Below are 14,085 nucleotides of genomic sequence, written 5' to 3' on the forward strand. Positions count from 1 at the left end.
TCGTTCACCGTCCCTGTCAGCCGCCATGAACTACCTGATCTCCCTCGGCATCGGCCTGCTGGTCGGCCTGCTCTACGCCGTACTCGACTTCCGCTCGCCGGCGCCACCCGCCATCGCCCTGGTCGGCCTGCTTGGCATGCAGCTCGGCGAACAGCTTTTCCCCCTTGGCCGCGACCTGCTGCAGCAGTGGCTGCACTGATCGCCGCGACGACACGGAGCCCCCGATGAAAGCACTGCAATTCGACCGTACCGGCGACCTCGCCGCCCTCAAGCTGGTGGACATGCCCGACCCGCTTCCCGCCGCCGATGAGGTGCGGGTGGAAATCCGCGCCGCCGGGCTGAATCCGAGCGACGTGAAGAACGTCCTCGGCCGCTTCCCCTATACCACCCTGCCCCGGGTACCGGGCCGCGACTTCGCCGGGGTGGTGGTGGAGGGACCGAAGGCCCTGCTCGGCCAGGCGGTCTGGGGCACCGGGCGGGAGCCAGGATTCTTCCGCGACGGCAGCCACGCGCAGTTCCTGACCCTGCCGGCCGCCGGCGTCGCGCTCAAGCCGGAAAGCCTGAGCTTCGCCCAGGCCGCCAGTTGCGGGGTGCCCTACAGCACCGCCTGGGACGCCCTGCAACGCAGCCAGGTCAAGGCCGGCACCCGGCTCCTGGTAATCGGCGCCAGCGGCGCGGTCGGCAAGGCCGCGCTGGCGCTGGCCAAGGCCCTGGGGGCCGAAGCGATCGGCGCGGTGCGGCGCGAGGAGCAACGCCAGGCGCTGGAAGCGCAGGGCATCGCCGCGCTGCTGCTGGGCGAGCCGGCCGAACTGGCGGCACAGGTGGAAGGGATCTTCCCCGGCGGTGCCGAGGTGATCTTCGATACGACCGGTTTCTGGCTCGAGGCGGCGGTCCCGGCGCTGGCCGCCTTCGGTCGCCTGGCGATCATCGCCGCACCGGCCGACGGCCATGTGCGCCTACCCGCATTGAACCTGTACCGCCGCGGTGGCTCGGTGGTGGGGATCAACTCGCTGCTCTATGGCGTGGAAGCCTGCGCAGGCTTCCTCGACGCCTTCGGCAAGCTGTTCGACCAGGGCCGCCTGCCGCTGCCGGACGGGCTGCGGGAAGTCCCGCTGGAGCAGGGCGTGGAGCAGTACCGGGCGGTGAACGAAGGCACCTGCGAGAAGATCATCCTGGTGCCCTGAGGAGCGGGCGGAATCCCGGCGGAACACGCCGGGATTCCGCTGTGCGCAAGGCTACTCCGCGCCGACCGCGAGCTTGCGGGCGCTGCGCGCCTCCTCCAGCTGCATGCAGCGCTCGAGGAACAGGTACATGTAGTCGTAGCTCTTGCAGATCGCGTCGCGCAGTTGCCGGCGCAGCTCGGCGCTGGGATTGGTGCCGGCCAGGGTGCAGATGATCTCCAGCGCCTCCCAGGGGTGGGCATCGTCGTACTGGGCGTGGAGCTTGAGCCACTTCATGGCGCGCTTGCGGCCTTCCTTGGGGAAGGCGTTTTCGTAGACGCCGTTCGAACAGACCAGCGCCGACCACTCGCCGGTGACGCCTTCGATGGCGTAGTTGGTGGCGGCCATGGCCACCGCCAGCGAGTCGCTGGCGCAGGTGTGCCAGCACCAGTGGCTGAGCGCGTGCAGTTCGGCCGGCACGTCTTGCGCCTGGATCTCGGCCAGGCTCACGCCGTGGGCCTCGGCCCAGTGCAGCCAGTAGTCGGCGTGGTTGAGTTCGACCCGAATGTTGCGCATCAGCCAGCGGCGCGCCATGTCTTCGCCGGGATGACGGGCGAAACGGGTCTTCAGCAGGTTCTGCGACATGTACAAGGGGAACTGCTCGACCACCGGCCAGCCGCCGATCAGGTACAGGCGCATCAGCGCCGGGCTCAGCTCGGCGTCGCGCATGCGCCGGTACAGCTCGTGACCGGAAACCCGATCCTTGCTCGCCTGGCAGTCGACGATCAGTTGCTGCGCCCACTGCGGATAGCTTCCAGCCTCCTGCAAGGGGCCCGTACGGTCAAAGAACTCGCTCACACCCGTCTCCCTTCTCTTCTTCTCGGCAACGGCCTCATAGCAGCGAAACTACTCTTTCTTCGCTCCGCGGTCACCTACCGGAGGTTCTGTCCGAGGCTCGGCCACAGGCCCTGGGCATCCAGCCCTGCGCCCGGAGGCTGGCGACTGAACGGCAGGGGCGCGCCGATGGCCAGGCCCTGGGCATAGTCGATGCCGATCTCGCGCAGCGCTTCCATCACTTCGACGGTCTCGACGAACTCGGCGATGGTACGTTTGCCCATCACGTGGCCGATATGGTTGATCACCTGGACCATGGCGCGATCGATGGGATCCTCGAGCATGTCCTTGACGAAGCTGCCATCGATCTTCAGGTAATCCACCGGCAGGTGCTTGAGGTAGATGAAGGACGACATGCCGGCGCAGAAATCGTCCAGGGAGAAACGACAACCGGTGTCCTTGAGCTCGTTGATGAAGCGGATGGCGCTGGCCAGGTTGGCAACCGCCACGGTTTCGGTGACCTCGAAGCAGATCGTCTGCGGCGGAATGCGGTAACGGGCGAACAGCTCGGTGAGGAACTGCAGGAACGACTCGTCGCCGATGGTCGCGCCGGAGAGGTTGATGGCGCAGGTGCCGATCGGCTCGGCGCGAGGGTCCTGGGCCCGCTCGACAAGGGTGCGGAAGGCATTCTCCACCACCCAGCGATCGATCAGCGTCATCAGGCCGTAGCGCTCGGCGGCGGGTATGAAGCTCAGCGGCGGCACCAGGCGCCCGCCCTCGTCGCGCAGGCGCAGCAGCAGTTCGACGTGCAAGCCCTCCTCCGCACCTTCGCCCAGCGGCACGATGGGCTGGGCATAGAGACTGAAGCGGTCTTCCTCCAGCGCCAGGTGGATGCGCTGGACCCAGGTCATCTCGCCGAAGCGCATCGACAGTTCGACGTCGTCCTGATGGAACACCTGGACCCGATTGCGCCCCTTTTCCTTGGCCATGTAGCAGGCCATGTCGGCGGAGCGCAGTGCCTCCTCGAGGGTCGAGATACCCGGCAGCAGGTGCACCAGGCCGACGCTGACGGTGCAGTTGAACGGCTGCCCGCTCCAGGTGAAGTGCAGGTCCTGGACCGTCTTGCGCAGATGGTCGGCGATCTCCACGGCTTTTTCCGCCGGGCAGTTCTCCAGCAGGATGCCGAACTCGTCGCCGCCCAGCCGCGCCAGCGTGTCGCCCTCGCGCAAGCCTTGTTGCAGCAGGGTGCAGACCTGGCGCAGCAGTTCGTCGCCGGCGGCGTGGCCGCAGGTGTCGTTGACCAGCTTGAACTGGTCCAGGTCGAGGAACATCAGGGCGTGCCGCCCGCTGTTGCGCTCCAGGCGTTCCAGCGCTATCTGCAGGCGATACTCGAACTCGCGGCGGTTGGTCAGCCCGGTCAACGCATCGTGGGTCGCCTGCCAGGACAGGCGCGCCATGTACTGGCGCTCGCGGGTCATGTCGTGAAGCACCAGGACCACCCCGGTGATCTCGCCGCCGCGGTGGATCGGCGCGCCCACCAGGGTCACCGGCACGCTGCTGCCGTCGTGGCGCAGGACCAGCTTGGAATGCTCGCGGCCGCCGTCGATCTCGCCGCTGAGGATCTGCTCGATCAGCAGCATGCCCTCCTCCCGCGAACTTTCGTCGACGATCCGGAACAGCGACGCCAGGGGCAGGCCGCGGGCCTTGTCCAGCGTCCAGTTGGTCATCTGCTCGGCGGCCGGGTTGAGGTAGGAAATGCCCCCCTGGGTGTCGGCGGTGATCACTCCGTCGCCGATCGAGGCCAGGGTGATCTGGGCCCGTTCGCGCTCGGCATCGAGGGCGTTCTCCACTTCCTGGCGCTGCATCAGTTGCTGCCGGGTCCGCAGGAACGCCAGGAGGATGAGCACGCTGGCGGTGGTCAGGTTGGCCACCAGCAGCAGCCTGAGCAAGGCCCGCGAGCCCTCGCCGAGGGCGTCGCTGAAGGCCTTGGCCGCCGGCGTGACCTTCTCGTTGATCGCGTGGATCTCGGTCTTCCACTGTTGCACCTGCTCGGCGCTGGCCTGCCCGGTGCCGATGCCCGCGCGCATCTTGCCGGCGACGTCGATCAGTTCCATGACGTACTTGTCGCCCACCAGCCACAGCTCGATGGCGCGCTCGAAGTAACTGAAGTCGTGGAAGTTGCGGTACAGCCAGATGATCGCGGTAACGTCGTCGGCATGGTTGCCGCCCTTGAGGATGCCCTGGCGGGCCGCCTCGATGTCCGGGTCGGGCTGGTCCAGGGCAAGGCGCATCTCGCGGTCGCCGAGGGGGATCGCGATGGCCTCCTCGTAGCGGCGGAAGTCTTCGTCGGCGCGTGAGTCGGCATAGAGGGTGAGATAGTAGATGGCATCCTTCTGGCCCTTCGACCAGAGGCTTTCGCCGCCGACATAGCTGCGCACCGCGGAGAGGACGTAGAGACTGCCGCCCGCCAGCATGGCCTGCAACAGCACCACGACGATGAAGGGCCATACCAGGCCGAGCAGGCGGGGCTTGTCGAGAGTCCGGTTCTGCCTCATTCCATCTACCATTCAAACTGGCGCTAAGCGATCGGGTGCCGTCTCCGTCACCCCTGACTGCATCACCTGTCGGCCGCTCAAGATCCCGTCGCAGAACTCCCGAGGCCTTGCCTGCCGGCAGCCACGACGCTGGAGGAGGCGGACACCCGGCAAACAGTAGGAGTCTAGTGGCTGTTTGCCGAACCTGCCCTGCACCTGGCGGAACAGACAGCGTTTTTTATTGCCGCAGCCAATAAAAACCGGATGTCTTATATGGAATATACGAGAAAAACCGCCAGGCGACAGCCTGGTGCCTCACATCTGTTGCAGATGTCCGTAGAGCCGGGCGTAGAGGCCGCCTTCGGCGATCAGTTGCTGGTGGTCGCCGTCTTCGGCGATATGCCCGCCATCGAAGACCAGGACCCGGTCGGCCTGCTTCACCGCCGACAGCCGATGAGCCACGATCAATGTGGTGCGGCCTTCGAGGAAGTCGCCGAGCGCCTGGTGCAGGGCGTACTCGGTAGCGGCGTCGAGGGCCGAGGTGGCCTCGTCGAGGATCACCACCTTGGGCTCGGCGAGGATCATCCGGGCGATCGCCAGGCGCTGCCGCTGACCGCCCGACAGGCGCACCCCGGAACGCCCGACCACGGTGTCCAGCCCCTGCGGCAGGCGCCGCACGCCGTCGGCCAACTGGGCGATCTCCAAAGCCCGCCAGCAGGCCTGGTCGCTGCGTTCGCGGCCCATGGTCAGGTTGGCCCGCACGCTGTCGTTGAACAGCGCCGGATGCTGGAGAACCACCGCGACATGTTCGCGCACGCAGTCCAGGCCGATTTCCTCCAGGGGCACCCCGCCGTAGCGGATGCTGCCGCGCTGCGCACTGTAGAGGCCGAGTAGCAGTTGCACCAGCGTGCTCTTGCCGCCGCCGCTGGCGCCGACCAGGGCAACCTTCTCGCCGGCGCCGATGTTCAGGTCCAACTGCTCCAGGACCTTGTCCTCGCCGTAGGCGAAATCCAGCCCGCGCACCTCGATGCCAACGGTCGTGCGGCCGGCGAACGGATCGCGCAGCGGCGGGTAGCGCGGCTCGTCGGCCCGCGCCAGCAACTCGTTGATCCGCTGCAACGCGCCGCCAGCGGCGTAGTAGGCGTATTGCAGGCCGAGCAGCTGTTCGACCGGCCCGATCATGAACCAGAGGTAGCTGAACACCGCGAGCATCTGGCCGATCGACAGGTCCGAGAGCAGCACGGTGAGCATCGCCGCGGCGCGGAACACATCGATGCCGAACTGGAACAGCAGGCCGCTGGCGCGCCCGGCGGCGTCGCTTTTCCATTGCGAGGCCACAGCGTAGTCGCGGACTTCCTGGGCGCGATGGCCGAGGCGGCCGAGGAAATAGCCCTGGCGATTGCCAGCGCGGACTTCCTGGATCGCCTCGAGGGTCTCGGTGAGCGCCTGGGTGAAGCGCGCGGTGCTGTCGTTCTCGAGCTTCTTGAGGTGCTTGACGCGCTTGCCCAGTTGTACCGTGGACCAGATCACCAGCGGGTTGAACAGCAGGATCAGCAAGGCCAGCTGCCAGTGCATCCAGACCAGGATCGCGGCGGTGCCGAGCAGCGTCAGCAAGGCGACCAGGAAGCGGCTGAGGGTTTCCCCGACGAACTTGTCCAGGGTGTCCAGGTCGGTCACCAGGTGGGCGCTGATCGAACCGCCGCCGAGGGTTTCGTATTCGCCCAGGGCGATATGCCGGAGGCGCTCGATCAGACGCAGGCGGATGCGGTAGACGATGTCCTTGGACAGCCGCGCGAACAGCTTCGCCTGGAGCACGTTGAACACCAGCGCCGCCCCCCGCAACAGGAGGGTCGCCGCCAGCATCAGGCCGATGTAGCCGAACGCCACCTGCCAGTCGGCGGGCAACAGGCGGTCCATGAAACGCAGCGCGCCGTCGCCCTTGCCGAGCAGCACTTCGTCCACCAGCAACGGCAGCAGCAAGGGGATCGGCACGGTGCAGAGGGTGGCCAGCACCGCCACCAGGTTGGCGAGCAACAGGGCTTTCTTGTGGCGCAGTGCGAGTCGACGAATCTCCGCCCAGCTCAGGCGGTCTCCGCGCTCACTCATGCCGGCCCCGTTCCAGCCAGCGGCCGAGCAAGGGTGAAAGTTCGGCAAGCGGCTGGTAGCCGTTGGTGAGCAACGCCAGTTGGCCGTTGCGCTCGGCCAGCAGGGTCGGGAACCCGGCGATGCCAAGATCCTGGACCCAGGCGAAATCGGCGGCGGTGGCGTCACGCGCCTCGCCGCTGTCGAAGGCCGCGGCGAACTCGATGCGTGGAATTCCCACCGCTTCCGCCAGGTCGGCGAGCACCGCCGCCTGGGTGACATCGCGACCCTCGGCGTAGAACGCCCGCTGGATCGCCCTCACCAGCGGCCAGGCGCTTTCCTCGTCGAGGCTGCGCGCCGCCACCAGGGCCCGGCAGGCCGGCTCGGTGTCATAGACGAAGCCTTCGGGCAACGCGTCGTCGAAGCGGAACGGCTGGCCGGTGGTCTGCTGCACGGTCTGCCAGTGGCCGAGGATGTAGCCGCGGGTATTCGGGTCGAGCGCCGCGCCGTGGCCGGCGCGCAGGCCACCGGCTACCAGGTGGAAAGCGACGCCGTCGGCGGCCGCCTGCCGGGACAGCGCCTCGGCGACCGGGGCGAAGCCCCAGCACCAGGAACACATGGGGTCCATCACGTACAGCAGGCGGGCCTTGGCCAAGGTTCAGTTCTCCAGCGTGGACTGGCGCGGATCGCGACCGAGCGGGTGCGGCTGGTTGCGCTGCCGCGCCAGTTCGATCTGTTTCTGCCGCTCGCGGGCGCCGGCGCGGGTCTTCTCGCTCAGCGAGTCCCAGCAGTGCGGACAGCTGATGCCGGGCACGTAGTGCTCGGACTGGCGGTCCTCCAGCGAGACCGGGTTGCGGCAGGCGTGGCACTGATCGTACTCGCCCTCGCTAAGATCGTGGCGCACGGTCACGCGGTTGTCGAATACGAAGCAGTCGCCGCGCCACAGGCTCTGTTCCTGCGGCACCTCTTCGAGGTACTTGAGGATGCCGCCCCTGAGGTGGAAGACCTCCTCGAAACCGGCGCCGAGCATGTAGCTGGAAGCCTTCTCGCAGCGGATGCCGCCGGTGCAGAACATCGCCACCTTCTTGTGCCGCGCCGGGTCGTAGTGGGCCTTGATGTACTCGGGGAACTCGCGGAACGACCTGGTCTTCGGATCGACCGCGCCCTCGAAGGTGCCGATCGCCACCTCGTAGTCGTTGCGGGTATCGATGAGCAGGACTTCCGGATCGCTGATCAGGGCATTCCAGTCCTTCGCCTCGACATACTGGCCGACCTGCTTGTTCGGATCGACGCCAGGCACGCCGAGGGTGACGATTTCCTTCTTCAGCTTGACCTTGGTGCGGTAGAACGGCTGTTCGTCGCAGTAGGATTCCTTGTGCTCGATATCGGCCAGCCGGGGATCGCTGCGCAGCCAGGCGAACAGCGCATCGATGCCTTCGCGGCTACCGGAGACGGTGCCGTTGATGCCTTCCTCGGCCAGCAGCAAGGTGCCTTTCACACCGTTGTCGAGCAGGGTTTGCAGCAGGGGTTCACGCAGCGCCACGTAATCGTCGAGAGTCACGAACTTGTACAGCGCCGCCACGACGATGGATGTCATGGGGATATAGCCTCCAGGTGGTCGCCCGCGTAAAGGGCGGACCGGAACGAAAAGCGCCAGCCGCTGGCGCCATGGAAACGACAACGCCGGCGGAAGGCCGGCGCTGGGTGCGTAGTCTAGCGCAGCAGGGGCAGGCTCTGCACCCCGCCGCGACGGACGCCGTCTCAGGGTATGTCGTGCTTGCTCCCGCCGCGGCAGGTCGGCGAGGACGGCACCGCAGCCTGGCTCCACTCCTCAGGGGTGAAGGTATGCAGCGCCAGGGCGTGGAACTCGCCCATCAACCCACCGAGGGTGGCATATACCTTCTGGTGCCGCTTCACCGCGTTCAACCCGGCGAACTGCGGGCTGACCAGCACCACCTTGAAGTGGGTCTCCAGCCCGCGGCTGTGCATGTGGCTCTCGTCGAGCACCTCGACGTGTTGCGGATCGAGGGGCTGCAGGGCGGTCTGGATACGGTCACGCATGCTCATCGCGAATCACGACTCACTTTTTCTTCTGGGCCGGCGCGGCGACGCCGAGTTCCTTGTCCATGTCGGCCATCAGCTTGTTCACCGGCTCGACGGCGCCTTGCAGCTTGGCCTGGGTCAGTTGGGCGGATTCGGCGGTCAGGCGCGGCATCTTCTCCAGCACCTTCTTGCCCAGCGGCGACTGGTAGAAGGCATTCAGGTCCTTCAGCTCGGACTCGGTGAAGTTGGTGGTGTAGAGCTTGATCAGCTCGGGCTTGATCTTGTCCCAGCCGATGGCGCGGTCCAGTTCGGCATTGGCCTTGGCCTGGTAACGCTCGAGAACCGCCTTCTTGCTCTCCGGCGCCTTGGCCTGGGCGAAGCGCTGGGCCAGCATCTGCTGCACCTGGGCATAGACCGGGACCGTCAGCTTGTCGGCATGGACCAGCTTGAGGAATTGCTCGGCCTGGCTGGCGGAATCGGCCATGGCCATGGAGCTGAGGCTGAGCAGCACGGCGCTGCCGATGAGGCGAAGACGGGTCATGGAAAATCCTTGAGGTTGGGTAGATGTGTCCGTGGGACCCGACATTCTGCGCCTAAGTTCGAAATCCGCTCAAGCGCGGCGCCGAATATCGGGAGAATCCTATCCGGCGCCCGCCCGCTCCATGCCGTCTACTATCAGTTCTGTAGTGGGTACTTGCCGCCTTCCTTCCGCAGCCGGCATGCTTGCGTCAGCCTGTCACATGGATGTGTTAGATGAACGGAACCGCCGCCGATACCCTCGCCGTATCGCCCCCGCCCCTGCGCAACCTCTGCGACAGCCACGGCCGGCTCGATCCCCGGGCGGTCGGCTGGTCCGCCCGGCCGCGGGTGCTCTGCCACATCCCCGGCCACTTCGGCCGGCGCAAGCGCTGGAACCACTGGTGCATCGTCAGCCCCGGCTGGATGCTCTCGCTGACCATCGCCGACCTCGACTACCTGACCTACGGCGCCGCCTATTTCCTCGACCTGGACAGCGGCCAGGCGGTAGCGCACACGCAGATCCGCTTCTTCGGCCTCGGCTGCCAGTTGCCCGACGAGCCGCAGGCCAGCCATGCCTTCGAGCATCCCCGCCTGCAATTGCGCTTCGACGAACAGCCCGGGCGCCTGCGCGTCACCGGCCAGGCCCCGGACCTCGGCGGCCTGCCGCTGGAGCTGGCGCTAGAAGTGCGACGACCGTCGCACCTGGAGTCGGTGAACCTGGTGGTGCCGATGGGCGAACACACCTTCCATGCCTGTAGCCGCCAGCTCGGCCTGCCGATCAGCGGCTGCCTGCAACTCGGCCGCCGGCGCTACGACTGCCAGGCGGGCCAGAGCTTCGCCGCGCTGGACTTCGGCCGCGGCGTCTGGCCGCTGCATACCTACTGGACCCGCGCCGCCTTCGCCGCCCCCGGCGGCATCGCCGGCAACTTCGGCACCGGCTGGACCGAAGCCAGCGACCTGCGCGAGAACGCCCTGTGGTTCGGCGGCAAGCTCAGCCGCGTGCTCGACGACGTGCACATCCGCGAGCCTCGCGACCCGCTGGCCGAATGGCGCCTGGACAGCGCCTGCGGTCGCGTCGAGCTGCTCTTCCGTCCCGAACAGCTGCACCAGGCGCGGCCCAGCGTCGGCCTGTTCTATGCCAATACCCGCCAGTGGTTCGGCCGTTTCAACGGCACCCTGCGCCACGACGACGGCGACTGCGTGCCGGTGGACGGCGCCCTCGGCTGGATCGGTTCGACCCGCGCGCGCTGGTGACGCCGGCGGCGGGCAATCTATTTCCGACCCGCAGCGCGGCGAAAAATGCCCACGAGGAAGCGACGGCAGCGGAACCCAAGGCGGGAGCGAAGGCCTAAACTGCCGGATACGCACCCTGGAGAACACTCATGAGCCGGACCGAAACCGATAGCCTGGGCACCATAGAGGTGCCCGACGACGCCTACTGGGGCGCCCAGACCCAGCGCTCGCTGGAGAACTTCGCCATCGGCGGCCAGCGCATGCCGCTCGCCGTGATCCACGCCCTGGCGCTGATCAAGAAAGCCGCCGCGCGGGTCAACGACCACCTCGGCGAACTGCCGCCGGAAGTCGCCCGGCTGATCGAACAGGCCGCCGACGAGGTCCTCGCAGGCCGCCACGACGAACACTTCCCGCTGGTGGTCTGGCAGACCGGCAGCGGCACCCAGACCAACATGAACGTCAACGAGGTGATCGCCGGCCGCGCCAACGAACTGGCCGGCAATCCGCGCGGCGGCAAGTCGCCGGTGCATCCCAACGACCACGTCAACCGCGCGCAGAGTTCCAACGACAGCTTCCCCACCGCCATGCACATCGCCGCCGCCAAGGCCGTGCACGAACAATTGCTGCCGGCCATCGCCGAGCTTTCCGGAGGTCTCGCCGAACAGTCGGCGCGGCACGCCAGCCTGGTCAAGACCGGGCGCACCCACCTGATGGACGCCACGCCGATCACCTTCGGCCAGGAACTCTCGGCCTTCGTCGCCCAGCTCGACTACGCCGAGCGCGCCATCCGCGCGGCGCTGCCGGCGGTCTACCAGTTGGCCCAGGGCGGCACCGCGGTGGGCACCGGGCTCAACGCGCCGAAGGGCTTCGCCGACGCCATCGCCGCGGAAATCGCCGCCGAATCGGGCCTGCCCTTCGTCGCCGCGCCGAACAAGTTCGCCGCCCTGGCCGGCCACGAGCCTCTGGTCATCCTCTCCGGCGCCCTGAAGAGCCTGGCGGTGGCCCTGATGAAGATCGCCAACGACCTGCGCCTGCTCGGCTCAGGCCCACGCGCCGGCTTCGCCGAGGTGAAGCTGCCGGCCAACGAACCGGGCAGCTCGATCATGCCCGGCAAGGTCAACCCGACCCAGTGCGAGGCGCTGTCGATGCTGGCCTGCCAGGTCATGGGCAACGACAGCACGATTTCCTTCGCCGCCAGCCAGGGCCATCTGCAACTCAACGTGTTCAAGCCGGTGATCGTCTACAACCTGCTGGAGTCCATCCGCCTGCTCGCCGACGGCTGCCGCAACTTCAACAAGCATTGCGTCGCCGGCCTGGAGCCGGACGCCCGGCGCATGGCCGACCTGCTGGAGCGCGGCCTGATGCTGGTCACCGCACTGAACCCGCACATCGGCTACGACAAGGCCGCCGAAATTGCCAAGAAGGCCTACGCCGAAGGCACCACCCTGCGCGCCACGGCGCTGCAGCTGGGCTACCTGGACGAAGCGCAGTTCGACGAATGGGTACGGCCGGAGCAGATGCTGGAGGCCGGCCATCATGGTTGAAACCGCCAAGTCCGGCGCCACCCCGCTGGAAGGCGACGGCAAGCGCATCCTGCTGATCGTCGGCTCGCCCAAGCGCAAGAGCTTCTGCCACCTGCTCGCCGAATGCTACGCCCAGGGCGCGCGCAGCAAGGATCACGTGGTGCGCGAACTGAAACTGGGCGAACTGGCCTTCGACCCGATCCTCCACGAAGGCTACGAGCAGAGCCAGGTGCTCGAACCTGACCTGCTGGAAGCGCAGCGGCAGATCCACTGGGCCGAGCACCTGGTGTTCGTCTACCCGGTCTGGTGGGGCGGCCTGCCGGCGCTGCTGCAGGGCTTCTTCGACCGCGCCCTGCAGCCGGGCTTCGCCTTCCGCTACCGCGGCACCCAGGACAAGGACTGGGAGCAACTGCTGGGCGGGCGCAGCGCCGACCTGCTGGTCTGCCACGACCAGCCGCTGTCGCGGCTGCGCTTCCTCAAGGGCCCGCCGGCGCACCGGCAGATGGTGCGCAGCGTGCTCGGCGCCTGTGGCATCGCCACCCGCCGCCTGGAAGAGTTCGCGCCGATGCGCAGTTCCAGCGAGGAACAGCGCCAGGGCTGGCTGCGTCGCGCCGAACAGCTCGGCAGCCAGGTCTAGTTCCCTTCCCGCCCGGCTGCGGCCGGGCGCGGACACTGATCGTTCTGACAGGTCCGCCACCTTCCCGCCGGCTTGCCTTCCCCGCCCCCATGGCGGCCCTTTGCCTGCCTCTACCGGCTCACAGTGCGGGTGCCGACCGCTTTGCATTCCGCGACATCCATCAGGAATGGGTAGCGAATCTGACCGGCCCGTCACATTTGGTAGGGACCTCAAACCGGCACCGAGGGCTAGGATCAGCCCGCTTCGAAATGAATCCGGTTCTGGAAAAAAGGACTTGTCATGAAACACTACTCAGCCACCCTGGCACTCCTGCCACTCACCCTCGCCCTGTTCCTGCCCCAGGCAGCCCATGCCCACGGCTCGATGGAAACGCCGCCCAGCCGGGTCTACGGCTGCTTCCTCGAAGGTCCGGAGAATCCCAAGTCGGCCGCCTGCAAGGCCGCCGTCGCCGCCGGCGGCACCCAGGCGCTGTACGACTGGAATGGCGTCAACCAGGGCAACGCCAACGGCAACCACCAGGCGGTGGTCCCCGACGGCCAGCTCTGCGGCGCCGGCAAGGCACTGTTCAAGGGCCTGAACCTGGCTCGCAGCGACTGGCCCAGCACTGCCATTGCGCCGGACGCCAGCGGCAACTTCCAGTTCGTCTACAAGGCCAGCGCGCCGCACGCGACCCGCTACTTCGACTTCTACATCACCAAGGACGGCTACAACCCCGAGAAGCCGCTGGCCTGGAGCGACCTGGAACCCGCGCCGTTCTGCTCGATCACCAGCGTCAAGCTGGAGAACGGCACCTACCGGATGAACTGCCCGCTGCCCCAGGGCAAGACCGGCAAGCATGTGATCTATAACGTCTGGCAGCGCTCGGACAGCCCGGAAGCCTTCTACGCCTGCATCGACGTGAGCTTCAGCGGCGCCGTCGCCAACCCCTGGCAAGCGCTGGGCAACCTGCGCGCGCAGCAGGACCTGCCAGCCGGTGCTACCGTCACCCTGCGTCTGTTCGATGCCCAGGGCCGCGACGCCCAGCGTCACAGCCTGACCCTGGCCCAGGGCAACAACGGTGCCAAGCAATGGCCGCTGGCGCTGGCGCAGAAGGTCAACCAGGACTCCACCCTGGTCAACGTCGGCGTGCTGGATGCCTACGGGGCGGTCAGCCCGGTGGCCAGCTCGCAGGACAACCAGGTCTACGTGCGCCAGGCCGGCTACCGCTTCCAGGTCGACATCGAACTGCCGGTCGAGGGCGGCGGCGAGCAGCCGGGCGGCGACGGCAAGGTCGACTTCGACTATCCGCAAGGCCTGCAGCAATACGACGCCGGGACCGTAGTGCGCGGTGCCGATGGCAAGCGCTACCAGTGCAAGCCCTACCCGAACTCCGGCTGGTGCAAGGGCTGGGACCTCTACTACGCCCCGGGCAAGGGCATGGCCTGGCAGGACGCCTGGACCCTGCTGTAACGCCCTCGACTGCCGCCCGCTCCGGGCGGCAGTCGTTTTCGCCGCCAGGCACCCGCCGCGAGACGGCGAAT

Annotated in this window: 13 protein-coding genes; 6 read left to right on the forward strand and 7 right to left on the reverse strand. The window is 67.4% G+C overall.

The window, feature by feature from the left end:
- Window positions 1-25: 25 nt before the first annotated feature.
- Both AC4OR5_RS22535 and AC4OR5_RS22540 read left to right on the forward strand, forming a co-directional pair.
- Window positions 26-199 (forward strand): DUF1427 family protein, encoded by a 174-nt coding sequence (locus AC4OR5_RS22535; RefSeq protein ID WP_003109411.1) that lies wholly within the window; start codon window positions 26-28, stop codon window positions 197-199.
- A 25-nt stretch (window positions 200-224) separates the two neighbouring features.
- Window positions 225-1,184 (forward strand): quinone oxidoreductase family protein, encoded by a 960-nt coding sequence (locus AC4OR5_RS22540; protein WP_003134289.1) that lies wholly within the window; start codon window positions 225-227, stop codon window positions 1,182-1,184.
- A gap of 51 nt (window positions 1,185-1,235) precedes the next feature.
- Here the strand turns inward: AC4OR5_RS22540 and AC4OR5_RS22545 are convergent, their stop codons facing one another.
- The 7 genes from AC4OR5_RS22545 to AC4OR5_RS22575 form a co-directional block, all read right to left on the reverse strand.
- Window positions 1,236-2,018 (reverse strand): iron-containing redox enzyme family protein, encoded by a 783-nt coding sequence (locus AC4OR5_RS22545; RefSeq protein ID WP_003106577.1) that lies wholly within the window; start codon window positions 2,016-2,018, stop codon window positions 1,236-1,238.
- A 74-nt stretch (window positions 2,019-2,092) separates the two neighbouring features.
- The gene (locus AC4OR5_RS22550) at window positions 2,093-4,549 is read right to left on the reverse strand and encodes an EAL domain-containing protein (RefSeq protein ID WP_003134291.1); all 2,457 of its coding nucleotides are present in this window, start codon (window positions 4,547-4,549) and stop codon (window positions 2,093-2,095) included.
- A 294-nt stretch (window positions 4,550-4,843) separates the two neighbouring features.
- Window positions 4,844-6,634 (reverse strand): ABC transporter ATP-binding protein, encoded by a 1,791-nt coding sequence (locus AC4OR5_RS22555; RefSeq protein WP_003106581.1) that lies wholly within the window; start codon window positions 6,632-6,634, stop codon window positions 4,844-4,846.
- On the reverse strand, window positions 6,627-7,229 hold the full coding sequence (locus tag AC4OR5_RS22560) for a DsbA family protein (protein WP_003140842.1): 603 nt from the start codon (window positions 7,227-7,229) through the stop codon (window positions 6,627-6,629). Before AC4OR5_RS22560 ends, AC4OR5_RS22555 begins: the two co-directional genes overlap by 8 nt.
- Window positions 7,230-7,268: 39 nt before the next feature.
- Window positions 7,269-8,207, reverse strand: coding sequence for an oxygen-dependent tRNA uridine(34) hydroxylase TrhO (gene trhO, locus AC4OR5_RS22565; RefSeq protein WP_003109414.1), 939 nt, complete (start codon window positions 8,205-8,207; stop codon window positions 7,269-7,271).
- 164 nt (window positions 8,208-8,371) lie between these two features.
- Window positions 8,372-8,677, reverse strand: coding sequence for a BolA family protein (locus AC4OR5_RS22570; protein ID WP_003109415.1), 306 nt, complete (start codon window positions 8,675-8,677; stop codon window positions 8,372-8,374).
- A gap of 13 nt (window positions 8,678-8,690) precedes the next feature.
- Window positions 8,691-9,239, reverse strand: coding sequence for a DUF2059 domain-containing protein (locus tag AC4OR5_RS22575; protein ID WP_003120754.1), 549 nt, complete (start codon window positions 9,237-9,239; stop codon window positions 8,691-8,693).
- Window positions 9,240-9,406: 167 nt separating this feature from the next.
- On the opposite strand from AC4OR5_RS22575, the gene AC4OR5_RS22580 reads away from it, so the two are divergent.
- The 4 genes from AC4OR5_RS22580 to cbpD all read left to right on the forward strand — a co-directional run bounded on the left by AC4OR5_RS22580 (window position 9,407) and on the right by cbpD (window position 14,014).
- On the forward strand, window positions 9,407-10,426 hold the full coding sequence (locus AC4OR5_RS22580) for a DUF2804 domain-containing protein (RefSeq protein ID WP_003109416.1): 1,020 nt from the start codon (window positions 9,407-9,409) through the stop codon (window positions 10,424-10,426).
- Between the two features lie 128 nt (window positions 10,427-10,554).
- Entirely contained in the window at window positions 10,555-11,949 is a 1,395-nt protein-coding gene (locus AC4OR5_RS22585; RefSeq protein WP_058160021.1) for a class II fumarate hydratase, read from the forward strand.
- The gene (locus AC4OR5_RS22590) at window positions 11,942-12,565 is read left to right on the forward strand and encodes an NAD(P)H-dependent oxidoreductase (protein WP_003140847.1); all 624 of its coding nucleotides are present in this window, start codon (window positions 11,942-11,944) and stop codon (window positions 12,563-12,565) included. Before AC4OR5_RS22585 ends, AC4OR5_RS22590 begins: the two co-directional genes overlap by 8 nt.
- Window positions 12,566-12,844: 279 nt before the next feature.
- Window positions 12,845-14,014: a chitin-binding protein CbpD gene (gene cbpD, locus AC4OR5_RS22595; RefSeq protein WP_003109418.1), complete on the forward strand. Its 1,170-nt coding sequence runs from the start codon at window positions 12,845-12,847 to the stop codon at window positions 14,012-14,014.
- Window positions 14,015-14,085: the final 71 nt, after the last annotated feature.

The sequence above is a fragment of the Pseudomonas sp. YA1 genome, assembly GCF_058680555.1.

Coding starts and splice junctions, on each gene's coding strand:
- AC4OR5_RS22535 (WP_003109411.1), top strand. CDS start 26: ATGAACTACCTGATCTCCCTCGGCATCGGCCTGCTGGTCGGCCTGCTC.
- AC4OR5_RS22540 (WP_003134289.1), top strand. CDS start 225: ATGAAAGCACTGCAATTCGACCGTACCGGCGACCTCGCCGCCCTCAAG.
- AC4OR5_RS22550 (WP_003134291.1), bottom strand. CDS start 4,549: ATGAGGCAGAACCGGACTCTCGACAAGCCCCGCCTGCTCGGCCTGGTA.
- AC4OR5_RS22555 (WP_003106581.1), bottom strand. CDS start 6,634: ATGAGTGAGCGCGGAGACCGCCTGAGCTGGGCGGAGATTCGTCGACTC.
- AC4OR5_RS22560 (WP_003140842.1), bottom strand. CDS start 7,229: ATGTGTTCCTGGTGCTGGGGCTTCGCCCCGGTCGCCGAGGCGCTGTCC.
- trhO (WP_003109414.1), bottom strand. CDS start 8,207: ATGACATCCATCGTCGTGGCGGCGCTGTACAAGTTCGTGACTCTCGAC.
- AC4OR5_RS22570 (WP_003109415.1), bottom strand. CDS start 8,677: ATGAGCATGCGTGACCGTATCCAGACCGCCCTGCAGCCCCTCGATCCG.
- AC4OR5_RS22575 (WP_003120754.1), bottom strand. CDS start 9,239: ATGTCGGGTCCCACGGACACATCTACCCAACCTCAAGGATTTTCCATG.
- AC4OR5_RS22580 (WP_003109416.1), top strand. CDS start 9,407: ATGAACGGAACCGCCGCCGATACCCTCGCCGTATCGCCCCCGCCCCTG.
- AC4OR5_RS22585 (WP_058160021.1), top strand. CDS start 10,555: ATGAGCCGGACCGAAACCGATAGCCTGGGCACCATAGAGGTGCCCGAC.
- AC4OR5_RS22590 (WP_003140847.1), top strand. CDS start 11,942: ATGGTTGAAACCGCCAAGTCCGGCGCCACCCCGCTGGAAGGCGACGGC.
- cbpD (WP_003109418.1), top strand. CDS start 12,845: ATGAAACACTACTCAGCCACCCTGGCACTCCTGCCACTCACCCTCGCC.